Raw genomic sequence first — 22,450 nt, 5'->3', positions numbered from 1 at the left:
CCCGCCGGTCCCACGGCCCTGCCCCGCGGGGCCCCGCACCGGGCCGCCCCTTCCGTTCCCCTTTCGCAACGAGCCTTTGTCACAAGGACCCCACCATGCCCTCCCAGACCAGCACCATCCTGGTGACCGGGGCCTCCAGCGGCTTCGGGGCGCTGACCGTACGCGCCCTGGCCCGCGCCGGCCATACCGTCCACGCCGGGATCCGGCAGACCGCCACGCGCAACGCGCCCGCGGTCGCCGACCTCACCGCCTACGCCGCCGAGCACAAGGCCGACCTGCACCCGGTCGAGCTGGATGTCACCTCGCAGGAATCGGCCGACGCCGCCATCGCCCACATCCTGGCCACCAGCGGCCGGCTGGATGTGATCGTCCACAACGCCGGTCACATGGCCACCGGCCCGGCCGAGGCCTTCACCCCCGAGCAGCTCTCCGACCTGTACGACATCAATGTCCTGGGCACCCAGCGCGTCAACCGCGCCGCGCTGCCGCACCTGCGCGCCCAGGGCGCCGGGCTGCTGGTGTGGATCGGCAGCACCAGCACCCGCGGCGGCTGCCCGCCCTTCGTGGGCCCCTACTTCGCCGCCAAGGCCGCCATGGACGCCCTGGCCGTCAGCTACGCCGCCGAAGTCCTGCGCTTCGGCATCGACACCGCCATCGTCGTCCCCGGCGCCTTCACCTCCGGCACCAACCACTTCCTCCACGCGGGCGTCCCTGCCGACACCGGCCGCGCCGCCGCCTACGACGAGCGCTACGGCACCCTGCTGGCCGGCCTCAACGAACGGCTCTCCGCGCTGATCCCCCCGGACGCCGACGCGGCGGCCGTCGCCGACGCCGTGGCGGACCTGGTGGCCATGCCCGCCGGCACCCGCCCGCTGCGTACCCACATAGACCCCAGCCGTGACGGCAGTGAAGTGGTCTCCGCGGTCGCCGACCGCGTCCGCGCCGACTTCTTCCGCCGCGTCGGGCTGGACGACCTGCTCACCGCAGGCAGCTCCCTGTAACGAACAATCTGTCACCAAGCACAGGAAAGAGAAACCTCATGCCTTTCGCCAACTTCAAGGTCCCCGCCGGCACCCTCGACGAGGAGCAGAAGGAGCAGATCGTCACCCGGACCACCGACCTGTACGTCGAGATCTACGGCGAGCGTGCCCGCGCCAACACCATGGTGCTGGTCGAGGAGGTCGCCGACGGCGGCTGGGGCATCGGGGGCAATGTCCTGACCCTCGCCATGCTCCAGCAGGGCGAAGAAGGCTAACGCCCGCGCCGGCACGGCGGCGAACGCCGTGCGACACCACCTCGCTCCCCGGTCGGCACCCGCCGACCGGGGAGCGAGGTGTTCCCGGCGCGATGACGGTCGGCCCCTGGCTTGTGCCGCTCTGTGGCCGATCCGGGGGCCGCCGCCCGTTCCGCACGAGGAGCGACGCGGGTGGATCGCACCGCATGGCATGAAACATTCGCCCGCAGCGCGAGAGGCCCAAGAGATCGCCCGCGAGGTTCCGGCCTACCGAGCTGCCGCCCCCGCTGCCCTCAGCACCTTCACGGACGTTCTGCACGCTGTCTGGGAGAACAGGGAAGGGAGAGGACGGACCCGCTACCGCACCGGGCCGCGCTGACGGCCGCCGCCCGGTCCTGGGCCGCGCATCGCACTCCCATCAGGGCCTGGGATCAGGGGCTTGTCAGCTGCTGGCCGAGGGTCAGGACGGGGAGTCATGGTCCGGTCAGCTACGACGCGGCGGTCTCAGTGCTGCCACAGCGGCATTGAGCCAAGCGTGGCCGTTCGCGGAAGGAGACAGCACGAACGGGTGGCAGCCTTCGGCCGCCACCCGTTCGCGGATCGTCGCGGGCTTACCGCCCGGCGGGCCGATAGGCGTCATTGACGTCCACCGGACGGCCACCGCCCGCGGTGCCACCACCGGGGATGTAGATCGTGCCGCCCACGGCGACGGCGGCCGTGCCGTGGCGCGGCACCGGCATCGGGGCAAGCCGCTGCCACCGATCGTGGCGGGTGTCGTACGCCTCGGTCTGGTCGAAGACGGCGTCCGGGCCGCTGCCGTCGTGCTTGCCCTCGCCGCCGAAGGTATAGATCTTCGTGCCCACGATCGCGGTGGCGATGCCGCCGCGGGCGGTCGGCATCGGTGCTCGCTGGGACCAGCGGCGGGAACGTAGATCGTATGCGTAGACGGTGTCCCGCACGTTGACCTGCCCCCGGTCCCGGCCGCCGATCACGTAGAACGTCGCGCCCACGACGGCTCCGCCGACGTGGTCGCGGGCCTGCGGCAGGCTCGGCAGGGTCCGCCACCGGCCGGTCACGACGTCGTACGAGGACACCGTGTCCACAGTGTCCTGGAGGCCGCCGGGACTCGGCGTCAGGGTGCGCATACCGCCCGCGAGGTAAATCCTGCTCCCGTGCACGCCCATCGCGGCGCTGCCCCGCTCGATGCCCGCGGGCATCGACGGCAGCCGCCTCCACCGGTCCGCATGCGGGTCGTAGACGAAGCTGTCGCCCAGGGCCTGCCAGGAGGCGCCGCCGGACAGCCCGCCGAGGACGTAGATCCTGCCGCCGACCGCCGCCACGTTGGGGTGGTTCATCGCGACGGGCAACGGTGCGGCGTCGGACCAGGTGCCACGTCGCGTGTCATAGACCTCCATCCGGCCGGTGGTGGTGAAACCGCCGGACGAATCGGGGACGATGCCACCGATGACGTAGACCTTGTCACCCACCGCGGCGACGCTGTGCTCCTGCCGGGGCCCGCTCGCGATCGGCGCCAGCGGCCGCCACCCCTTGCCGTAGGACGGTTCGGCCGCCGCGGGAGCCTCCGCCGGAGGGTGCGTGGTGGGGTCCGGGTGCGCGTACGCCTGCGCGGTCGGGGCCGCCACCAGGACTGCGCCGAGGAGCAGGGCTGACCACTGCCTCATAACAACTCCTTGCTTTCATTGGTTTCTTTACGGTGTCCGGCCGGCCACCGAGGCAGGGGCCGGCCGCGGGGGACGTCAAGCGCCGGCCCGGGTCGCGTTCCGGTGCGGCCGGGTACGACCGGCACGCCGTCGAGGTGAAAATCCACACAGGGCCGCGGTTGGTCGATCCGGCGCCGAGACGAACAGGTGTGAGCGCGGCATGCGCGCTGTGGTACGCGGGCCGGAGCGGCGGACGCGCGGGGCGAACCTGCCGCGGCGCGGTGGCGTGGGGCGCTGGTGCCCACGGCGGTCAGAACGTGAGCACCAGCTTGCCGCGCAGACCGCCCGCTTCGAGGCGGCGGTGCGCCTGCGCACTGTGCTCGATGGGCAGGACGTCGGCGATCCGGGTGGTGAGTTCTCCGGCCACGACGCGGCGGATGAGGTCGGTCAGCTGGGCGGCGTCCGGCTTGGCGTGTACACCGGTGACCGTGATGCCGCGTTCGGGAGCCGGGGCGGCAGCCTCGACGGCGGAGAGGAAACCGCCGCCGGCGCGCACGGCACCGAGCAGCGGTGCGCCGATGAGGGCGGCGTCGAACGCCCGGTCCACGCCGTTCGGCGCGACCTTCCGGACGGCTTCGACGAGTCGATGCGGGTCTTCGCGGGACAGCACGTACTGCACGCCGAGGGCGGTGACGTACGCCTCGTCGCCGGCGGACGCCACCGCCACGACCTTGGCGCCGTCGGCCGCGGCAAGCTGGGCGGCGAAGCTGCCCACAGCACCGCTCGCGCCGGTGACCAGGACGGTCTCGCCAGGGGCACAGCCGAGCAGATCCAGCGACTGGCGGGCGGTCAGCGAGTTGAGCGGGACCGTGGCCGCAGTGGCCCAGTCCACGGACTGCGGCAGCGGCGCCAGCCAGCGCGGGTCGGCGTGGACGATCTCGGCGTTCGTGCCCTTTCCCGTGCCCTCGACGAGCCACGGGTACAGGCCGATGACGCGTTGCCCGGCCGTGAAGGCGTCGGTGTCGTCCAGCACGGTGCCCGCGATGTCGAAGCCGAGCGTGAAGGGGAACGGCAGATGGGGGGTGCGGTGGGCCATGGTGCCCCGGCGCACCCAGGAGTCGACCGGGTTGACGATGGTGGCATGGATGCGCACGCGCACCGCGCCGGGCCGGGGCTCGGGGTCCGGACGGTCGACCAGGCGCAGCACGTCGGGGGTGCCGAAGGCGGTGACTTCCACAGCACGCACAGGCGGTTCCTTGAGGTTCGGGCCCACCTCGACGGCGGGCGATGGATCAGCGGGATGAATGTCCGGCAGCCGGGGCAGACGCCGTAGGGGTCCTTCAGAGACCAGAGGTGCGATGTGACCGTGGCGGAATCCGGCTCGCGTCGTGGCGGGGAACGGCGTCCGGGCCGGTGGTGGCGCGCATGCAGCGGCCCGGTGCGCGGTGTGATGGCACGTCCGGGTACGCCAACCGCCGTGGCGGTACGGGCGCGGCGTGGCGTTCCCCACCGGAGCCGGTGGCCGCGGCCCCAGATCACCGGTTCAGTATTCGCGCCCCCCGCGGGGATAACCAGGGGACGCCAACCCTGGGTTGGGGGGCCGGGTTTGTAACAGGGCCGGACTGGTCTCGGTGCCGGTACCGCTCCTCCGCCGGTCGTGCGTTTCCCCGCGTGTCCGGGCGCTGCGGCGGTGTCTCACGGGTGCGAGTGACCTAACAGCATTTCCTCGTACGTGCGTTGCATTGTCCGGAAACGGTAACAGCGCCGTCGCGGGTCAAAGACCCCTCTGTTCCCCGGCCTCTCGCCCCTCGCATGGTGATCACGCATCCACTCACCACGGGTCACGGCCCATCGGCCGCCGCCCTCCTTCCATGAAACGGGGACAGCACTATGTCTTTCACCCTTCGCACTCGGTCCTACCTGGCCGCCGCCGCGTTCCTGGCCGGCACCGCCCTGCTGACCGCCTGCCAGGACACCGCCAAGGGCGCGGACGGCTCGGCGAGCACCAGCGCTCCCGCGGCGTCCTCGACGCGCGGCGACTCCGCCGTGTCGGACAAGACGGCGCCGAAGGGCAAGGGCGTCAGCGGGACCTTCTCCGGCGGCACGGTGGAGTACCTGGCACCCGGCAAGTACATCGTCAACGCCCAGGGCAAGGAGCAGCAGTTCTGGGTCGCCGATGACACCAAGGTCTTCGGTGCGGGCACCATCTGCGGCCCCTACAACAGCGCCGCCGACACCCCCTGCACGGTCGACGACCTGGAGAAGATCCTCAAGGACGGATCGATCGCCGCGGACGTGGTCATGAAGAACGGCGTCGCCGACACCGTCACCGAGCGCCCGGCACCCGACGAGGGCGCCCCCGCCGAAGACAGCGGCAACGAGTCCGATTCCTCCGACCAGGCGCAGGACAAGCCGAAGACGGAGATCGACGGCATCAACAAGGGCAAGGGTGTCAACGGCACCTGGCTCGGCAACGTGAAGTACCTCGCACCCAGCAAGTACACCGTCTCGGACATGAAGGGATCCGAGCAGGCGTTCTTCGTCGCCGAGGACACCGACATCTGGGGCTACGGCAGCATCTGCGGGGACGACAACACCGAAGAAGGCGGCCAGGGCGGCACCCAGTGCACCGAGGATGAGCTCGAGGCGGCCACCAAGAGCTCCGGCGTCAGCGCCCAGGTCGTGATCGAGAACGGCATCGCCACCACCATCACCGAAGACCACTGACCACACACCGGACCGTCCCGGGGGCGAGGATGACGCCCGCGCCAGACGCGGGCGTCACAGGCCCCCGTGCCCCCGGGCGATGCGACAAGGGAGGCTTCTGTGCGTACGCCGACGCGCCATGATCCGTAAGCGGACCACCTGGATCGGCGTCACGGTCGTGGCGGTGGCCGCCGCCACGCTGACGGCGTGTTCCGGTCCAGGTGACGGCGGGAGTATGGCAGCGCCGCGGAAGTGTCACAGCGCCGGGACCCCGGCTGCCCCGCGGCACGGGGACCCGGCGGCCGGGAGCGGGACACCGACCCGCTCGTCGGGTACGCCGCCGCAGGCCGACTTCGACGGTGACGGACATGCCGATCTGGCCATGTCCGGAAGCGGGGATGTGGGCGACACCTATGTGGCCGGGAACATCGCCGTGGCGTACGGCTCCGGTGACGGGACCGGTGCCGGCCGCTGCCAGCTGCTGACCCAGGCGGACCCCGCCGTGCCGGGAGAAGCGCATCAGGAGGCGGAGTTCGGGATCGAGAGCGTGGCGCGTGATTTCGACGAGGACGGCTACACCGACCTCGCGGCCACCGTCTTCGAGGACGACACCTCTCACGTGATCATGCTGTGGGGGTCCCGGCACGGGCTGGCGAGTGCCAGCCGTATGCGGGGCGCGGACGGCAGTCACGTACCCGGCGGCGTCACCGACATCGGCGGGGAGCAGCTCGCGGCCGGTGACTTCACCGGGGACGGTCATGTGGACCTGGTCACCGGTCTGGGGTCGAGGAAGGGCCTGCTGTTGGGCCCGTTCAGCCGTAAGGGGGCCGCGGCGGACATCGGGAAGGTCCCCGCTCCCGACCTTCCCGATGACCCGAACGGCGATCTGGTGTTCAGGGACCTGGTGGCCGGCGACCTCAACGGCGACGGCACCGACGATCTGGTGACCTTCTACACCGACAGGAACGACGTCTCCAGCCGGTCCGGGCGGACCGGGAGCAGCGACTACCTGGCCGGCGGCCCGGACGGCTTCACCGAGCCGGACGGCAAACGCCTCCCCGGTGCCGGGACGGGTGCCGTCGGCGACGTCGATCACGACGGATACGCCGATCTGATCCTCAGCCCCCGCAGCGATCACGCGAGGCGGACCGCGCTGGAGGTGGTCTACGGCAGCAAGACCGGGCCCGGGCCCCGTACCACCACCGTCGACCGCGACATCTCAGGCGTCCCCGGCAGGGAACTGGCCGGCGGCGAGGCGGTGTTCACCGCCATGGACTCCAGCGACGTCGACGGCGACGGTTACGCCGACCTGGTGGCCGGAGCGCCGGGGCTGCGCGTGCGCGGTGCGGACCAGGCAGGCGCGGTGCTCTTCCTCAAGGGCGGGCCGCGGGGCCTGACGGGCACTGGGGCCCGGCTTCTCGACCAGAGCGCTGTGGGGGCGGTCCCCGCCGAAGGCGACGCCTTCGGTGAGGCGGTACGGCTGACCGACATGAACGGCGATCACCGGGCGGATCTGGTGGTTGGCGCTTCGGGCGAGGGTGAGGGCGAGCGGGACTTCACCGGCTCCGTCTGGGTGCTGCCCGGTGCCCGGGAAGGCTTGGCCCGGCAGGGCGCGCGGCATATCAGGCCCGACGACCTGCCCGGTCTCAACGGCGATCCCCTGCTGGGCCAGCGTTTCGCCAGGTAGCCGCTGAGGGGCGGTACCTCCCGCCACGCGCGCGGACCACATCGCGGGACGCCGCCGCCGACCCCGGACGTCCTTGGCCATGGCGGCTGCCAGGGCGGCGGACAGCGACGGGCACTCCAGGTCGGCCAGGCGGCAGGCGCCGAGGGAGGCACCGACCCGCGCGGCCCCGCCCGCCACGGCACCGGCCAGGCGATGGTGGCGCAGGGCGCCGACGCGGCCAAGGGCACCGTCGACTGGCACACCTCGCACCAGGCGGCGGTGACGCCGCCGCCACGGACTGGCGGCGTCCTGCCGCGGCTGCCGCCCCTCTTTCGCCGCCGCAGCCTTGTGCGCGCGGCCCTGCGGCTAAAAATCTGCACTGTGGCGAAAGAAATCGACGTCGTGTAGGTTTTGAGCAAGCCGGATCGTACAGGCGGCGTGGCTGCCGCGGCCAAGGAATGTGGTGAATATGAAGAATTTCCTGATCACCGGTGTGAGCAGCGGGCTCGGCCAGGCGTTCGCCAAGGGGGCCCTCAAGTCGGGACACACGGTGGTCGGCACCGTGCGCCGGGAAGCTGACGTGGAGGCGTTCGAGGCACTGGCACCCGGGCGAGCCCATGCGCGCCAGCTGGACGTCACCGACGACGAAGCCGTATCCGCCGTGGTCAGCGAGGTCGAGTCGGTGATCGGTCCGATCGACGTGGCCATCGCCAACGCCGGCTACGGCCTGGAGGGCATCTTCGAGGAGACACCGCTATCGGCGGTCCGGGCGCAGTTCGAGACCAACGTGTTCGGGGCCGCGGCGACACTGCAAGCCGTCCTTCCCCACATGCGCAAGAGGCGCGGCGGCCACCTGATGGCAGTGACCTCCATGGGCGGCCTGATGGCCGTGCCCGGCATGTCGGCCTACTGCGGCAGCAAGTTCGCCCTGGAAGGCATGCTCGAGAGCATCCGCAAGGAGGTCGCCGCGTTCGGCATCCACGTCACAGCCATCGAGCCCGGCTCGTTCCGCACGGACTGGGCCGGCCGGTCGATGACCCGCGCGGAACGCACCATCGACGACTACGACGAGCTGTTCACTCCGATCCGCGAGGCACGGATCGCGGCCAGTGGTAATCAGCTCGGCAACCCGGAGAAGGCCGCTGAAGCACTGCTGCACATCCTCGACGTCCCGGAACCCCCTGCCCACCTCGTGCTGGGCTCCGACGCCCTGCGTCTGATCGCGGCGGCCCGACAGGCGGTGGACGACGACATCCGCACCTGGGAGAAGCTGTCGCGGACGACCGACTTCCCCGACGGAGCTCAGCTCACCAGCAACTGACCTCCGGCGGGCTCACCACATGGCTGATCATCGGGCCGGGACGCGGCTGCGGAAGGTCGTGGCATGCGCGTGAACCCGTTGCCGTACGCCACTCCCTGAGCCCCTTCTCCGGTGGAAGTACAGTGCTCAGGAGAGCCGATCAGGGGAGACCACCGTGGGAAGGCGCAGTGACGCCCCAAGGAAGGGAGACCTGCGCGAGCAGGCACTCCTGGACGCCGCCGAAGCGCTGCTCGAGCACACAAGCCTCGAGGAGCTCACGGTCGAAGCGATCGCCAAAGGCGCCGGGATCTCACGCGGCTCCCTCTACTTCTACTTCGGCAACAAGCACGAAGTCCTCGCCGCACTCGTCGAGCGCACCATGCGCACCATTCGAGCCGAGGCCGACAGCACGGCACAGGATGCGACCTCCCCACCCGTCGACGTCATGGAGCGGGCCGTCCACAGGGTGGAGCAGGTCTGGCGCGAGCACGGCACCGTCATGCGGGCGGCTGTCGACTACTCCGCGCTGCACCCGGTGATCGGATCCGCCTGGAACGACACGGTCGATGTCTTCGCCCGGACCATGTCCCAGGTGCTGAAGCGGGCAGGGATCCCTGAGGAGAAGGGTCCCGGCGGAGCCGCCGCGCTGGCGCGGGCGCTGTGCTGGATGACCGAACGGAACTTCTACCGCGCCGCCTGCTCACCTGAGGACGACCTCGCCCGGGCGACCGCAACCACCGTTGACATCTGGCGTCGTGTCATGGAGAGCTGATAGCCCGCCACCTCTGCGCCGGCCCTGGCCGCGTCTGATGATTGATCTCATGGTGGATCGGGGTGAGTTGACGGATGTGGCGTGGGGGCGGATAGCTCCGCCGCCGCCGGGTGTTGATGGCCGGGGGCGTCCCTGGCGTCATCACCGTGCAGCTGGTGAACGGCGTGCCGTGGCGGTTGCGGACCGGGGCGCCCTGGCCTGACCTGCCCGCGCGCTATGGCCCGTGGCAGACCGTCCACGAACGCTTCACCCGCTGGGAGAGGAACGGTGGCGGCGACGTGGATGCCGCTGTCCGCGGTGGTGCGCCCGGCGCGGCCGAAAAGGCGGTGGTCAGCCGACGGTCTCGTCGCCCGGGCCGTAGGGTGCGGGTTCACATCCCGCCCTCGCGTGGCAAAGCGTCCGCCACCATTCCACCGACGCGGTGGCAGCCCACCTCCGAAGGGTGCCGAGTACGGTGCCCGTCGGCCGTCTTGCTGATAGGCCGGTTGACCGATGCGGCCTGGCCGGTTCTCGGCGATTGTCAATGCCGCAACGGCTGATGCACGGTCCGGGGAAGCTCACGGAGCTGGCGCGTCGGTGCCGGCCCTCTGGCTGCGACCGGGCCTGTCACCGGCCCGGACTTCGACAGCTGCGCGGTGAGACGAAGGCCGCTGGCCGCTCGCGGAATGAAGGGTGAGTCAATGCACACCACAGGCTTGTCGGGGGGCGTGAGCCGGCAGTCCACCTCGGCTGATGATCGGTTGCTCGACCTCACACCTGCCGCACCCGGCCGAGGTCGCAGCCCCCGGTGCCGCCGTCCGCGACGCGGGTATGCGCCGGATCGGCTTGCTGAGCGCCCGCCTTCATGGAGCGGGACTTCTTCCGGGCCGGTCTCCGTACAGGGCCTGAAGTCCTCATTCTGTCTGCGGCGGAGCGCGGCACGGTCCATCGGGCCGGCCAGGAAGAAAGGGCCCGCGGGATCATCCATGACGCATCCGGCGCGTCCTGTCAGGCGGTCATCCGTGGCATCGCCGTGGCGGGAGCGGAGGGAATCCTGCTCGGCTGAGGGGAGATCGAGCTGCTTGTACGTCCCGAGGACAGCCCCATGCCCGATGTGAGTGCGTTGGTTCGCCGCCTGTCTCATCGGCAGCACCAGTATCACTGCCTCTCTCCGGAATGCCCCTCGTCCGCGGCGGGTGTGGTCGGCACGGCGGGTGTGATGGTCACGCTGCACCGGTCTGCGACCGGTCCGTTGCTGCGTGCTCTGCGAAGCTCGCAGATGCCGCCTCCGATGCTGTATCCGTGGGGTTCGCGGCATGTCTACGAAAGCCTTCTGGAGACACCGAGGCCCGCGATCCTGGACGTTCCCCGGTCGCGCTCCCCGGACTGTTTGGAAGAGCGCATCCGGGTGCTCGGCCGACTGGCGCCGGTGATTGCTCTGGTGCCCGCGGGCGTCGACGCTTCCCGCCTGCTCGACGCGGGCGCGGCCAATGTCCTGCGGCGAGACATGCCCGTCCGTGAGCTGGCCGCCCGGCTGCTGGCGGACCAGCGGTGGTTCGCCGCTGTCGGGGCGCCGGCGCCGCGGCGGCAGAGTGTTTTGCCGCCGTCCGCACACTCGGGGCGTGGTACCGGATGGCTCCTGCTGAACCTGTTGCTGAGCAGTGAGCGTCCCTGGTTCTGGCATGAATTGTGCCTGTTGCTGGGTACGGGAGATCAGCCACTGGACAGGCGGGCGTTGCGGGCCCGCGTGGAGCGGCTGAGATGGTACGCGGCCCGTTATGGAGTGAGCGTACGGGTGGACGTCCGCTGGGGACTGACCTCGTTCACGGCCGAGCCGAGCATCCCCAGCGCGCCCTGCTTGCTTCGCACGGACAGATCGTGATGCGAGCGTATGCCGAGGCGGTGGTGGGCCTGTCAGCCATCGCACAGGACACGGCGCTGGTGGCCGACCGCGTGCGCGGGACCACGAGGGCCATGATCGGAGCCGTCGGCTTGGGGCAGTGCCTGGTACGGGTCGCGCGCATCGCCCTCCCATGCGCCAGTGTCGGCCACCTCGCAGTCCAGCCAAGGCCCGAGGTGCCCAGGCGATCGGCACGACAACACAGGCAAGAACGACGTGCTGCGCCGCCTGGGCATGGACGGTTCGGTCGCCGTCCCGCCCCCACCCACACCCGCCCTGGCCAGGGCGGTCGCGGTGGTCCCCCCGCACCAGCACAGAAGGAGACTGTCATGGCCAAGCCCTACTTCGAGGTCAACGTCCCGATAAGGAACACCGCCCGCCCCGGCCTGCACGGCCTGCACGTGTTCACCGGCCAGGCCGACAACAGCCACCGGGCCTTGCGGCTCGCGCGCGAGGCGTACGACGCCGCGCTTGCTGCCCAGGCGGCCGGTCTCGAACTCCCCGGCCAGCGGCCGGACGGCTGGGGAGCGCGCGGCGTGCGCTCCGGCTGGGAGCCCGACTGGTCGGCCGCGGAGGTGGGCCGCTGGAACGACCCGTACAACGGGAGCCACGTCAGAGACTCCAAGCTGTAGTCCGCGCCGGGGAACCCCTCCGCTCGGCCGCTTGTCGGACGCATGGCCTCGACCATGCCACCGGACGGCCGCTCAATCGGGAACCGAAAGTTCGACGATTTCTCCCCCGGCCGGATAGGTCGATCGGCCGATGCCGTCGTGGCGGCCGTTCGTGATACTTGGTGGCGACATTGCCGTGCGGTGATGGCCGCTGCGATCTCAGCGGTCGCCCCCGGCGCCCGCGCTCAAGCATGCATCATGCCCCGTGTCCTGGCCTGCGGGCCCGGGGCGGCAGGAGCGGTTCGAAGGAGACCAATGGTTAACGCGTCGGAGGTGGCCGTGGCGGAGTGCGTCGAACCGGCCGAAGTCCACTTGGACGACCTCGACTTCATGGGCAATCTGCACAACTGCCGGTACCCGTTGCTGGTCGAACGTGCCCTGGTACGGATCTGGGCGCGGGCGGGGTATTCGTTCGTCGATGGTGTGCCGACACATCCGGACGTGGTGCACGTCGTGCTGGAGCAGACGTTCCGGTATCGCAGCCCGATTCGCGGCGTCGGCCGCGTCAACGTGTGCTTCCGGATGCAGCGCCTCGGCAGGAGCAGCATGGTCTACGCCTTCCGCGTGGTCTCCGAGGACGGACAGACGGTCCACGCCGAGGGCACCCGCGCCGAGGTCAACGTGGACATGGCCTCGCTCGGCTCCGCGCCCTGGGCCGAAGAGACCCGCGACCTGGCCACCAAGCTGTTCGGCCCGCTCCCTGAGGAGTCCGCAGAGTCCAGGCCTCTTGCCGGTCAACGCCAGCCGTAAATCCGAGAAGCCGTCGACGTACCGGTCAAGGGCCGGTCGGGCCGAAGAGCATGCCCGACCGGCTGGCCTCGCGCCGGTCGACCGGTGGGACGCGGAGTCCTGACCACGACCGAGCGAAGACATTCTCCCCGCCTCCGATGCGCCGTAGCGGACGTCGGCCTGGTGGCGCTGACCGGGACCGGAATCGCGGCAACGAGTCTGACGGACACCCCTGCCCGCCGCACCGTCATACGGTGGGGCGCACCACCCCAATCAAGGAGAAACCCCGAAGTGGCCGAGCTTTTCTACGACGACGACGCCGACCTGTCCATCATCCAGGGCCGTAAGGTCGCGATTCTCGGCTATGGCAGCCAGGGCCACGCCCACGCGCTGTCGCTGCGCGACTCGGGTGCCGACGTGCGCGTCGGCCTCCCCGAGGGCTCCACATCGCGGACGAAGGCCGAGGAGCAGGGCCTGCGCGTGACCACCCCGACCGAGGCCGCCGCCGAGGCCGACGTGATCATGGTCCTGGTGCCGGACCCGGTCCAGGCGAAGGTCTACGAGCAGTCCATCAAGGACAACCTCAAGGACGGCGACGCGCTGTTCTTCGGCCATGGCCTCAACATCCGCTTCGGCTTCATCAAGCCCCCGGCCAACGTGGATGTCTGCATGGTGGCGCCCAAGGGCCCTGGCCACCTCGTCCGCCGGCAGTACGAGGAGGGCCGCGGCGTACCGTGCCTCGTGGCCGTCGAGCAGGACGCCACGGACAACGCCTTCGCGCTGGCCCTGTCCTACGCCAAGGGCATCGGTGGCACCCGCGCGGGGGTCATCAAGACCACGTTCACCGAGGAGACCGAGACCGACCTCTTCGGCGAGCAGGCCGTGCTCGCCGGCGGCGCCTCCGCGCTGGTCAAGGCGGGCTTCGAGACGCTGGTCGAGGCCGGCTACCAGCCGGAGATCGCGTACTTCGAGTGCCTCCACGAGCTCAAGCTGATCGTGGACCTCATGTACGAGGGCGGGCTGGAGAAGATGCGCTGGTCGATCTCGGAGACCGCCGAGTGGGGCGACTACGTCACCGGGCCACGCATCATCACCGCCCGAACCAAGGCCGAGATGAAGAAGGTCCTCTCCGAGATCCAGGACGGCAGCTTCGCCCGTACGTGGATGGAGGAGTACCACGCCGGCCTGCCGAAGTACAACGAGTACAAGAAGGCCGATGCCGACCACAAGCTGGAGACTACGGGCAAGGAGCTGCGCAAGCTCATGAGCTGGGTGAACGAGGGGGCGTAAGCCTCTGGTGGACGAGGGGCCGCGGCCACGCGAGCGCGCGAAGTGGCGGCCGCGGCCCGTTGTCCGCTCCGGCCGGCCACCAGCGGGCGCTGCTGAGCGGCTCACCGGCCCGTTGTGAGGACCTCGATGCCCAGGAGGGATGCCGTCCGTTCGTAGACGGTGCGCGCGAGGGCTGTGTCCTGGGCCAGTCGAGAGGGCGTCGCCGGTTGGGACTTGGTGAAGAAGCCTCCGCTGGGTTGCGGGGCGGGCGAGGCGGTGGCGAGCCACAGCGTGGTCCGCACGCCCTGGTCCGGCGTGATGGAGAAGGGCCGGAACAGCGGGGCGGTCAGCCGCATCAGTCCACCGGCGTTGGCGTTGATGCTGGTGTTCTTGACCATGCCGGGGTTGGCGTTGTAGATCCGCAGGCCGTCGGGTAGGCGGCGGGCGAGTTCCCTGGTTGCCAGGAGCCCGAGCAGCTTGCTCGTGGCGTACACGTGGATCTGGGAGTAGAACCGGTCGCGCCATGAGGTGCCGGAGACGTCGGGATCGGTCGTGTCGAGCCTGCCGCGCTTCTCCACGAAGGTGGAGAGGTTGATGATCCGGGCGTCGGCGGTGAATGCGCCTGCCGCGAGGAGGGCGTGCGTCAGCAGAAAGGGTGCGTGGTGGTTCAGGGCGTACGTGCGCTCGACGCCGTCCGGGGTTTGCCCGTAGCGGGGGAATGCCGCTCCCGCGTTGTTGACCAGCACATCGACGCGTACGCCGTCGTCCGCGAGCTTCGCGGCCAGGTCGCGCACGTGTGCCCACTGCGACAGGTCGGCCGTGTACGCCCGGGGTGGGACGGCATCGGTGCCGGCGGGCGCCAGGTCGCGCAGACCGCTCGCCGCGGCGGCGGTGCGTGCCGCGTCCCGGCCGACGAGGATCACGTTCGTTCCGGCCTGGACGAGGTGGCGTGCCGCCACCAGGCCCAGACCGCCTGCGCCACCGGTGATGACGATGGTTCTGGGGCTCATGAGTTCATCGTTCCTTCTCTTCCTGGTCGTCCCGGCCGCTGGTTGCGGGCCCGGCCGGGGTGTCGCCCGCCGCCTCGCGGAACAACGCACGCAGGCGCAGCCGGCTGTCGTGGTCGAGGCGGGCGAACGGCGACCGTTCGGCGGTGTGCCGGATGACGCGGTCGCGCAGCTCGCACCCTTGAGGCGTGAGCTGGAGGATCTTCGCGCGGCGGTCGGTGGGGTGGGGTACCCGGCGGACCAGCCCGTGCTTCTCCAAGCGGTCGATCATGGACGTGGCGGTCGACGCGTCGCAGTTCAGTCGGTCGGCCAGGCGGCGCGCGGTCATCTCCGGCTCGCCGCTGAGCCGCCACAGCGCGTCGGCCTGCGCGTCGGTCAGCTCCAGTTCGCGGAGCAGAATCTTAAGCTCAGCCTGAACCTGGTCACGCAGGGCGAACAGGTAGCCGATCAGATCCTGGTCCAAGCGGGCGTCATCCACAGACCCGAACCATACATGGAAACTCCCATTATTGGAAGTTCCATGCATGCGGAGGACAGACCAAGCGCAGCCACGGCACGTTCAGTCGCACTGCGGGCCCGGCCCCGTTCCCCTCCCCGGGCGGTAAGCCTTCTCCCCGGCACCCACACCCTCCGCGCCAAGCACGGAGAGCGGTTCACTGGGCCGCACCCTCCGTGCCGGGCGGGGCGGCGAACCACAGCGGGCGTGCCGCCCGTCCTCACTGAACAGGCTGTGGCATGCGGACTGACGACCGCACCAGCCGTTTGACCGGGCGCGGTCCAGCACCCATCACTCCCCGCGGCCGGCACCCGTCGGCCGGGGAGCGGGCTCCTGAACCCTCGCCTCACCCCCTCGCCTCACTGCCCTCAATAGGCCACTTGGCCGATGACGCCACAGCGGTTCTCCGGAGAACATCGGTCCCCAGTCCGCCCGTTCGTCACGATCGGGACTTCCTGAGCATCAGTCGGGATTCGTTGCCACCGCGGCTGCTTCGATGCATGTCGCTGCTTGCAAGAGCACCAAACAGGGGAATCGATATGGGCGCAGAAAGCACACCGCCACCTTCGCAGGAAACCGACGTCTTTCTGGCGGCAGCCATCGCCAGGCGGTTTTATCTCGAGAACCGGTCGAAGAGCGAGATCGCCGACGAGTTCATGATCAGCCGATTCAAGGTCGCCCGCATACTCGCAGAGGCAGTGGACCAGGGAATCGTACAGATCGAAGTCACCGTTCCGGTCAGACGATCCGTCGAACTCTCTCTCGCCCTCAGAGAGCGCTTCGATCTCTCACGAGTGATCGTGATCGACGTCTGCCAGGATGTGGCGAATGCGCGCGCATCGCAGCCCGATGAGGTGATTCCATGGCTCGGGGTGGCAGCCGCACAGTTGATCTCCGACATCGTCGATGACGACGACATCCTTGGACTGGCGTGGGGCCGCTCGGTGGAAGCCATCGGCAAAAACATCACCAAGTTGGCTCGATGTCAGGTGGTCCAGCTCACCGGCTCTCACCCGGACCATTGGGACAACTACGAATTCGTCTCGGCCGTCCATCGTGCGGCAGCGGTCGGCGGTGGCTCCGCGTTCCCCCTTCACGCTCCGCTCATCGTTCCCCACGAGTTGACGGCCACCATCCTTGGCAAACAGCCCGGAATCGCTGCGACGCTCGCCCAGTTCCCACACGTCAGCAAGGCGATCGTCGAAATCGGTGCTTGGGCACCCACGCTGTCCACGATGTACGACGCCCTGACGGAACACGAGCGTGAGAGGTACCGGGAGCTCGGCGTATGCGCCGAAATCTGTGGTCACCTCTTCGACCGCAATGGCCTTGTGGTGCCGACCGGGCTGAGCGACCGCGTGATCTCCGTGGAGATCGAGGAGCTACGGAAAGTTCCAGAAGTGATCGGCATTGCCGGGGACCCCCGTAAGGCGGACGCCATACGCGCCATCCTCAAGTCCGGCCTGCTCGACGGCATTGTCACGGATGGTCTGGTTGCCCGACGTCTTCTCGATTCCGGGTCCTCCGGCGACACCGGCCCGTCAGCCGTGTGAGCTGGCTGAGCCATCTCTTCGCGTGGGCAGGCGCTGTACGCGTTGCCGGGCTGCCGGTGCGCGACTTCCGCGCACCGGCTCGCCGCGTAAGCCGTTGCGCAGGCAGACGGCCCCAATGAACCGGCGGTCAGACAGTCACGTGACCGAGTCGCCAAGCTCTAGTCGAGCGCGGCCATAGCGGCGCGGAGCTCGTCGAATGTGTGGCGTGTGAGTTCGGTGAGCGTCTGTCGGCCGGCCGGATCGGCCCACTGGTCGAAGGCGTGATAGAAGGCGCGGATGCAGAATTCGGCGGCGAGACTCGCGGCCGGTTCCGATACGCCGCGCTTGTGGAGTGCGTTCGTCACAGCTTCGGCGAGTTTGGCGCGCTTCGAAGCGGAGCGCTCTTGCAGTTCGCTGTGGCCGGCGATGACCGGGCGGAGCTTGGCGCTGAACTCACGGCGGTCGTCCGTGAAGGTGGCCGTGAGGGCATCGAGGGCCGCGCGGACCGTTTCGAGCGGTGTGGCCGGGCTGGGCGCCTCGGTGATCGCGTCGGCGAGGAGCCGGGCGTGCGTGTCCTGGCCGGCGAAGAGCACTTCCCGCTTGTCGGGGAAGTGCCGGAAGAAGGTGGTCTTGGTCAGACCGGCTCGATCGGCGATCTCGTTGACAGTGGTGGCGTCGTAGCCCTGTTCGGTGAACAGGTCGAGTGCGGCGCGCACCAGCCGTTCCCGTGCGTTGGGTTCCCATCGAGCCATGCCGGACAGCATAAGTGATGTTACTTGGTCCCGTCACATCGGCTATGGTGATGGAACCAAGTCACATCACTTCGTTCCGCCCAAGGGCGTGTTTCGAAAGGAGCGCCGTCCGCCCGGAGGGCGGGCCCCGCGGCGTCAGTGGGCACCTCCCAGCGGTAGCTGGGGGAGCCTGCCAGGCGTCGCGGGGCAGGCGGGACTTTCGAAACACGCCCGAGCGCGGCGCCCCATCATTGGAGAGCTACTGATGCGTGTCCTCGTCACCGGTGCCAGCGGCCACATCGCATCGGCCGTGGTGCCCGAACTGATCCAGGCCGGACACGAGGTCGTCGGACTGGCCCGGTCCGACGCCTCGGCCGCCACCGTCCAGGCCCTGGGCGCCGAGGTGCGCCGCGGCGACCTCGACGACCTGGACGGTCTGCGCGCGGCCGCGGCCGACGCGGACGCGGTCATCCACCTGGCGTTCAACCATGACGCCATCGCCGCCGGGAAGTTCGCCGACGCGGTGGCTGCCGACCTGGCCGTGGTGCAGACACTCGGCGACGCGCTGGCCGGCACGGGCAAGGCCCTCATCGGCATCGGCCTGACGCGCACCGGCCACGCGAAGCGCGACGCGGCCATCGACGCCAACCCCCGCTCCGCCGTCGCGCGCGCGATCGCCACCTTCACCGAACGCGATGTGCGGGCCGTGCTCGTCGCGATCCCACCGGTCACGCACAGCACGCGGGACAAGACCGGATTCATCCCCACACTGATCAAGATCGCCCGCGACACGGGCGTGTCCGGCTACATCGGCGACGGCGCCAACCGCTGGCCCGCCGCTCACGTCCTGGACGTCGGCCACCTCTACCGACTGGCGCTGGAGAAGGCCCCGGCCGGCTCGCAGCTGTACGCCGCGACCGAAGAGGGCATCACGGTGCGCGAGATCGCCGAGACCATCGGCCGCCATTTCAACGTCCCGGCCGTGAGCATCCCGGCCGAGCAGGCCGCGGACCACTTCAAGGTCTTCCCGTTCATCACGCTCGACATCACGATGCCCAACGCGGACACCAGGCAGTTGCTGGACTGGGAGCCGGTCCACCCCGGCCTGATCGCCGACCTCGAGGACGGCCACTACTTCACCACCGACTGACGCCGACCCGCCCCACCAGCCCAGCCGACGGCTCGTCCTGGGCTGGTGGAGGGCTCCACGGCCCCGCCACGTGATCGGCCGGACAGCTCCTGGCGGCGATAGCGAACTGCGGCTGAGTACAAGTCCACCGACACAGGCCGGCCGGCTGTGCGACCTCCTCGCGCCGCAGGCCGGGCACCCGGCGCCGGGGCCGGGGCCCGATGGGCAGACCGATGCCTGGCCAGCCGGATCCGGTCGCGCCGGGACTTCGGTCATGCGGCGAGCGCGGGAAGATCCACCGGCACCCTCGTCATTCGCCGCACGGGCTGAACCAGGGGATGACAACCCCCGGGTCAGCACAACCGTGGCTGGAGGCGGCTCCACAGGCGATCATGGACATCACACCGGACCGGCGACAGCGCCACGTCCCGGCCCTTCCCCACCGCTCACCGCGCCTGCGGAGGACATCTGCCGAGCGCGGGGCCGCGGCCGGGTCAGCCGGCCACCCACCAGGGCTGGACAACCCGCACGCCGTGGGCAGCCCTCTACAACCTGTTCCGATCCATAGGAAAGAGAACGACCATGCCTTTCGCCAACTTCAAGGTTCCCGCCGGCACCCTGGACGAGAAGCAGAAGGAGCAGATCGTCACCCGTACCACCGAGCTGTACGTCGAGATCTACGGCGAGCGTGCCCGCGCCAACACCATGGTGCTGGTCGAGGAGGTCGCCGACGGTGGCTGGGGCATCGGCGGCAACGTTCTGACCCTCGCCATGCTCCAGCAGAGCGCGGACGGCTGACGACCGCGCCGGCACCGCTGCGTACGCTGCCCGCCTACCGCGCCTCCGGACGGCACTCGCCGACCGGAGGCCGCGGCCATCTCGGCCGGCTTGACCGTGGCGCCGCCCAGTCCGGGAGTGGGGCCCAGCTGCCCGCCGCACGACCGTCACCGGACGGCCCGCCGATGTCCGCGTGAGCGACCCTCAGGAGCTTCACGAGCGCTCCTCCGAGGCCGATGGCGCCCGCGGCCTCTCTGGCCGTAACAGCAGACATCCGTACGGCGGCAACCACGCATGACGCCGCCCGCCAGAGCATGTGAGCAGGGGGATCGATATGGGCGCGGTAAGTACGCCCCCATCATCGCCGGCAACCGACGTCTTTCTGGCTGCCTCCATTGCCAGACGGTTCTATCTTGAGCACCGGTCGAAGAGCGAGATCGCCGACGAGTTCAAGATCAGCCGGTTCAAGGTGGCTCGCATACTCGCGGGAGCGCTTGCCCAGGGCATTGTGCGGATCGACATCACCGTTCCGGTCACGATAGACGTCGATCTCTCCCTGGCCCTCACAGAGCGCTTCAAGCTCTCCCACGTGACCGTGATCGCCGAGTGTCAGGGTGCGCGTGAGATGCGCCCCGATGAGGTGATCCCATGGCTGGGAGCGGCAGCCGCACGGTTGATCTCCGACATCGTCGATGAGGACGACGTCCTTGGACTGGCTTGGGGCCGCTCGGTGGAAGCCCTCGGTAGAGCCATCACGACGTTGGCCCCGTGTCAGGTGGTCCAGCTCACCGGCTCCCACCCGGACGAGTGGGACAGCGACGCATCGGTCGCCGCGGTCCTTCGTGCGGCGGCGGCCGGCGGCGGCACCGCGTTCCCCCTGTACGTCCCCCTCCTCGTGCCCAACGGATTGACGGCCACGATCCTGGGCAAACAACCCGGAATCGCTGCCACACTCGCCCAGTTCCCACACGTCAGCAAGGCTGTTGTCGAAATCGGGGCTTGGGCACCCACGCTGTCCACGGTTTACGACGCCCTGACGGAACGTGAGCGCGAGACGTACCGGGAACTCGGCGTACGGGCCGAGATGTGCGGTCACCTCTTTGACCGCGATGGTGCCGTGGTGGCAACCGAGCTGAGTGACCGCGTGATCTCGATAGAGGTCGAGGAGCTGCGGAAAGTCCCAGAGGTGATCGCCGTTGCGGGGAATACCCGGAAGGCCGATGCCATCCGCGCCGTTCTGAAGTCCGGACTTCTCACCGGCATTATTACGGACAGTTCGGTTGCCCGGCGCTTGCTCAGCCCCGACTCCAGCCCGTCGACTCCGTAGAGAATCTGCTCGGGCTGTCGTCTATCGGCTGTGCCGTACTCCGGTCTCCCTACGGTTCGTCGTGACGCGCCGACCAAAGTGACGGCGCGTCATGGCCATTGCCCGGTACGCGGAGCAACGTGTCACTTTGCCGAGGCCTCAGGGGCAGGGCGTCGGCCGCGGCCGGCACGCAGATACCGCGTGCCGGCCGCAACCGCTGACAGGCCCTGTGATCAGGAGCGGTTCAGCACCGGGAGAATCCCCATTTCTGCTTGTCCGCGTCGCCTGCATCGCCTCTTGCGCGCATGGACACCGTCTTGTCGTTCCACCCGGTCACCAGGGCCCCGCCGCTTGCTTGCAGGACGACCTCGCAGTCCCCGGCGGAAGGAGTACGCCAGACCTGGCCCGCGTCATTCGGGGTGCACGAGGACACGTACAGGTTGCCGCCGTCGTTGTCGAGGCACCGGTTCGCGCTCTTGAGTTTGAGCAGCGCCGTTCCGTCGGGCATCACGTACCGCGTCCAGACGCTGCTGCCGCCGCACGATCCCTGGCCGACCTCGCGGCCGTTCACGGTGGTCAGGCACAGGCCGGTCTGCGCGTTGGTCACGCTGCGCTCCTTGGTCTCCCAGTGCCCGGAAGCGGCGACCTTGGCGGACGGCTTCGCCTGCTTGCTGATCGCGGCCGACGAGGCTTGCGGCTTGGCGGCCTCTTGCTCGCCGTTGCCGCCCTTGGTGTTCCCCTCCGGCGCCTTGGCCGCCTTCTCGTGCGGGCCATTGCCGTGGAAGGGGCGGTCTGGCTTCAGCGAGTCCCGCTTCTCACCCGGCGAGTCCCCCTTCTTACCCGGCGAGTCCCGCTCTTCCTCCGGCGTGGACGGTGCGTACTTGCCCGAGGGGGGCTGTTCCTGCCCGGCATCCCCGAGCACGGTATCGTCCCGGGAGTTGGCAACGTTCTGCTGCCCCTTGTGGTCCTTGTCGTCCCCGCCGATCAGGAGAATGGGGACACCGAGCAGCACGACGCCCGCCAGCGCGGCGGCCGCCAGCATCGGCTTGTTGGGGCGGCCCGGAGGCGTGTCCCCGGCTGTTCCGGGTCGGGCGGGCTCCGATCGCGCGGCCGTGGCCGACTCCGGTACACCCAGGCCGGCCTCACCACGCGTTTCCGCGGCGGCGGCCTCGGCGTCCGGCGCGGCAGCGGCCTCGGCATCCGGCGCGGCAGCGTCCGGGACCGCCCGCGGCAGCTGCCCCGCCTCGGAATTCCTGCGCCCGGCGAGAATCCCGCGCTTCAACCGCGCGGGCACCGCCCTCTGGGGCGGCTCGACCGTTGCCGGCTCGGCGTACGTGGCATTCGGCTCAACCACCGCGGCTGCCGTGGCCTGCCCCGAGGACTGCCGGTGCAAGTCGGGCAGTACCGCGGCGGGATCGCCGGAGGTGGCCGGCAACGTGATCGCCCGGCGCACCCCGGCCTCTCGGTCGGCAGTGCTGCCGGATGTCTCCTCAGCGGTCATGTGATCCTCTCCTGTGGTTGCTCGAGGCCCATGGGACCGTGCGGCAGTCCGGCGGATGGGCGGGGTTGGTGACAGCCGACGGGT

The 22,450-nt window shown here is 69.8% G+C and carries 21 protein-coding genes and 1 pseudogene; 16 read left to right on the top strand and 6 right to left on the bottom strand.

Annotation, left to right across the window (positions count from 1 at the left end; genetic code table 11):
* The first annotated feature begins 95 nt into the window (after positions 1-95).
* Both HUT19_RS33555 and HUT19_RS33550 read left to right on the top strand, forming a co-directional pair.
* Positions 96-1,001, top strand: coding sequence for an SDR family NAD(P)-dependent oxidoreductase (locus tag HUT19_RS33555; RefSeq protein ID WP_176184035.1), 906 nt, complete (start codon positions 96-98; stop codon positions 999-1,001).
* A gap of 38 nt (positions 1,002-1,039) precedes the next feature.
* Positions 1,040-1,255, top strand: coding sequence for a 4-oxalocrotonate tautomerase family protein (locus HUT19_RS33550; RefSeq protein ID WP_176184034.1), 216 nt, complete (start codon positions 1,040-1,042; stop codon positions 1,253-1,255).
* A gap of 590 nt (positions 1,256-1,845) precedes the next feature.
* Here the strand turns inward: HUT19_RS33550 and HUT19_RS33545 are convergent.
* On the bottom strand, positions 1,846-2,916 hold the full coding sequence (locus HUT19_RS33545) for a kelch repeat-containing protein (RefSeq protein WP_176184033.1): 1,071 nt from the start codon (positions 2,914-2,916) through the stop codon (positions 1,846-1,848).
* Between the two features lie 289 nt (positions 2,917-3,205).
* Positions 3,206-4,141, bottom strand: coding sequence for an NADP-dependent oxidoreductase (locus tag HUT19_RS33540; RefSeq protein ID WP_176184032.1), 936 nt, complete (start codon positions 4,139-4,141; stop codon positions 3,206-3,208).
* 644 nt (positions 4,142-4,785) lie between these two features.
* On the opposite strand from HUT19_RS33540, the gene HUT19_RS33535 reads away from it, so the two are divergent.
* The 10 genes and pseudogenes from HUT19_RS33535 to ilvC all read left to right on the top strand — a co-directional run bounded on the left by HUT19_RS33535 (position 4,786) and on the right by ilvC (position 13,908).
* Positions 4,786-5,622, top strand: a complete 837-nt coding sequence (locus tag HUT19_RS33535; RefSeq protein WP_176184031.1) for a hypothetical protein — start codon at positions 4,786-4,788, stop codon at positions 5,620-5,622.
* A gap of 118 nt (positions 5,623-5,740) precedes the next feature.
* Positions 5,741-7,288: an FG-GAP and VCBS repeat-containing protein gene (locus HUT19_RS33530; RefSeq protein WP_176184030.1), complete on the top strand. Its 1,548-nt coding sequence runs from the start codon at positions 5,741-5,743 to the stop codon at positions 7,286-7,288.
* Between the two features lie 192 nt (positions 7,289-7,480).
* Complete coding sequence (locus HUT19_RS33525) at positions 7,481-7,675, top strand: hypothetical protein (RefSeq protein WP_176184029.1); 195 nt, start codon at positions 7,481-7,483, stop codon at positions 7,673-7,675.
* Positions 7,676-7,730: 55 nt separating this feature from the next.
* The gene (locus tag HUT19_RS33520; RefSeq protein ID WP_176184028.1) at positions 7,731-8,588 is read left to right on the top strand and encodes an oxidoreductase; all 858 of its coding nucleotides are present in this window, start codon (positions 7,731-7,733) and stop codon (positions 8,586-8,588) included.
* A gap of 154 nt (positions 8,589-8,742) precedes the next feature.
* Positions 8,743-9,339 carry a TetR/AcrR family transcriptional regulator gene (locus HUT19_RS33515; protein WP_176184027.1) on the top strand — a complete coding sequence of 199 codons (597 nt, stop codon included), beginning with the start codon at positions 8,743-8,745 and terminating at the stop codon, positions 9,337-9,339.
* A 49-nt stretch (positions 9,340-9,388) separates the two neighbouring features.
* Positions 9,389-9,608: pseudogene (locus tag HUT19_RS33510) on the top strand (transposase); the annotation flags it as partial.
* An 815-nt stretch (positions 9,609-10,423) separates the two neighbouring features.
* Entirely contained in the window at positions 10,424-11,200 is a 777-nt protein-coding gene (locus tag HUT19_RS33505) for a hypothetical protein (RefSeq protein ID WP_176184026.1), read from the top strand.
* A gap of 347 nt (positions 11,201-11,547) precedes the next feature.
* Entirely contained in the window at positions 11,548-11,850 is a 303-nt protein-coding gene (locus HUT19_RS33500; RefSeq protein ID WP_176184025.1) for a hypothetical protein, read from the top strand.
* A gap of 294 nt (positions 11,851-12,144) precedes the next feature.
* Positions 12,145-12,639 (top strand): thioesterase family protein, encoded by a 495-nt coding sequence (locus tag HUT19_RS33495; RefSeq protein WP_176184024.1) that lies wholly within the window; start codon positions 12,145-12,147, stop codon positions 12,637-12,639.
* A 270-nt stretch (positions 12,640-12,909) separates the two neighbouring features.
* The gene (gene ilvC / locus HUT19_RS33490; RefSeq protein ID WP_176184023.1) at positions 12,910-13,908 is read left to right on the top strand and encodes a ketol-acid reductoisomerase; all 999 of its coding nucleotides are present in this window, start codon (positions 12,910-12,912) and stop codon (positions 13,906-13,908) included.
* Positions 13,909-14,009: 101 nt separating this feature from the next.
* Here the strand turns inward: ilvC and HUT19_RS33485 are convergent, their stop codons facing one another.
* On the bottom strand, positions 14,010-14,897 hold the full coding sequence (locus HUT19_RS33485) for an SDR family NAD(P)-dependent oxidoreductase (RefSeq protein WP_176184022.1): 888 nt from the start codon (positions 14,895-14,897) through the stop codon (positions 14,010-14,012).
* A 4-nt stretch (positions 14,898-14,901) separates the two neighbouring features.
* Positions 14,902-15,372: a MarR family winged helix-turn-helix transcriptional regulator gene (locus HUT19_RS33480; RefSeq protein WP_176184021.1), complete on the bottom strand. Its 471-nt coding sequence runs from the start codon at positions 15,370-15,372 to the stop codon at positions 14,902-14,904.
* Positions 15,373-15,929: 557 nt separating this feature from the next.
* Here HUT19_RS33480 and HUT19_RS33475 point away from each other — a divergent pair.
* Positions 15,930-16,943, top strand: coding sequence for a sugar-binding transcriptional regulator (locus HUT19_RS33475; protein WP_176184020.1), 1,014 nt, complete (start codon positions 15,930-15,932; stop codon positions 16,941-16,943).
* A gap of 158 nt (positions 16,944-17,101) precedes the next feature.
* Here HUT19_RS33475 and HUT19_RS33470 read toward each other — a convergent pair whose 3' ends face one another.
* Positions 17,102-17,674: a TetR/AcrR family transcriptional regulator gene (locus HUT19_RS33470; protein WP_176184019.1), complete on the bottom strand. Its 573-nt coding sequence runs from the start codon at positions 17,672-17,674 to the stop codon at positions 17,102-17,104.
* Between the two features lie 244 nt (positions 17,675-17,918).
* Between HUT19_RS33470 and HUT19_RS33465 the strand changes: the two genes are divergently transcribed.
* From HUT19_RS33465 to HUT19_RS33455, 3 genes are all read left to right on the top strand, one after another.
* Entirely contained in the window at positions 17,919-18,803 is an 885-nt protein-coding gene (locus HUT19_RS33465) for an SDR family oxidoreductase (protein ID WP_176184018.1), read from the top strand.
* Between the two features lie 561 nt (positions 18,804-19,364).
* Positions 19,365-19,580, top strand: coding sequence for a tautomerase family protein (locus HUT19_RS33460; RefSeq protein ID WP_176184017.1), 216 nt, complete (start codon positions 19,365-19,367; stop codon positions 19,578-19,580).
* Positions 19,581-19,893: 313 nt separating this feature from the next.
* Entirely contained in the window at positions 19,894-20,886 is a 993-nt protein-coding gene (locus HUT19_RS33455) for a sugar-binding transcriptional regulator (RefSeq protein WP_176184016.1), read from the top strand.
* Positions 20,887-21,109: 223 nt separating this feature from the next.
* Here HUT19_RS33455 and HUT19_RS33450 read toward each other — a convergent pair whose 3' ends face one another.
* On the bottom strand, positions 21,110-22,366 hold the full coding sequence (locus HUT19_RS33450; protein WP_176184015.1) for a hypothetical protein: 1,257 nt from the start codon (positions 22,364-22,366) through the stop codon (positions 21,110-21,112).
* Positions 22,367-22,450: the final 84 nt, after the last annotated feature.

Source organism: Streptomyces sp. NA02950 (assembly GCF_013364155.1).
Classification (GTDB): domain Bacteria; phylum Actinomycetota; class Actinomycetes; order Streptomycetales; family Streptomycetaceae; genus Streptomyces.
This window is presented reverse-complemented; position numbering and strand designations above follow the sequence as displayed.

Excerpts from the sequence above, each read along its gene's own strand:
- HUT19_RS33555 (WP_176184035.1), top strand. The coding sequence starts at position 96 with ATGCCCTCCCAGACCAGCACCATCCTGGTGACCGGGGCCTCCAGCGGC.
- HUT19_RS33550 (WP_176184034.1), top strand. The coding sequence starts at position 1,040 with ATGCCTTTCGCCAACTTCAAGGTCCCCGCCGGCACCCTCGACGAGGAG.
- HUT19_RS33545 (WP_176184033.1), bottom strand. The coding sequence starts at position 2,916 with ATGAGGCAGTGGTCAGCCCTGCTCCTCGGCGCAGTCCTGGTGGCGGCC.
- HUT19_RS33535 (WP_176184031.1), top strand. The coding sequence starts at position 4,786 with ATGTCTTTCACCCTTCGCACTCGGTCCTACCTGGCCGCCGCCGCGTTC.
- HUT19_RS33530 (WP_176184030.1), top strand. The coding sequence starts at position 5,741 with ATGATCCGTAAGCGGACCACCTGGATCGGCGTCACGGTCGTGGCGGTG.
- HUT19_RS33525 (WP_176184029.1), top strand. The coding sequence starts at position 7,481 with ATGGTGGCGCAGGGCGCCGACGCGGCCAAGGGCACCGTCGACTGGCAC.
- HUT19_RS33505 (WP_176184026.1), top strand. The coding sequence starts at position 10,424 with ATGCCCGATGTGAGTGCGTTGGTTCGCCGCCTGTCTCATCGGCAGCAC.
- HUT19_RS33500 (WP_176184025.1), top strand. The coding sequence starts at position 11,548 with ATGGCCAAGCCCTACTTCGAGGTCAACGTCCCGATAAGGAACACCGCC.
- HUT19_RS33495 (WP_176184024.1), top strand. The coding sequence starts at position 12,145 with ATGGTTAACGCGTCGGAGGTGGCCGTGGCGGAGTGCGTCGAACCGGCC.
- HUT19_RS33485 (WP_176184022.1), bottom strand. The coding sequence starts at position 14,897 with ATGAGCCCCAGAACCATCGTCATCACCGGTGGCGCAGGCGGTCTGGGC.
- HUT19_RS33475 (WP_176184020.1), top strand. The coding sequence starts at position 15,930 with ATGGGCGCAGAAAGCACACCGCCACCTTCGCAGGAAACCGACGTCTTT.
- HUT19_RS33470 (WP_176184019.1), bottom strand. The coding sequence starts at position 17,674 with ATGGCTCGATGGGAACCCAACGCACGGGAACGGCTGGTGCGCGCCGCA.
- HUT19_RS33465 (WP_176184018.1), top strand. The coding sequence starts at position 17,919 with ATGCGTGTCCTCGTCACCGGTGCCAGCGGCCACATCGCATCGGCCGTG.
- HUT19_RS33460 (WP_176184017.1), top strand. The coding sequence starts at position 19,365 with ATGCCTTTCGCCAACTTCAAGGTTCCCGCCGGCACCCTGGACGAGAAG.
- HUT19_RS33455 (WP_176184016.1), top strand. The coding sequence starts at position 19,894 with ATGGGCGCGGTAAGTACGCCCCCATCATCGCCGGCAACCGACGTCTTT.
- HUT19_RS33450 (WP_176184015.1), bottom strand. The coding sequence starts at position 22,366 with ATGACCGCTGAGGAGACATCCGGCAGCACTGCCGACCGAGAGGCCGGG.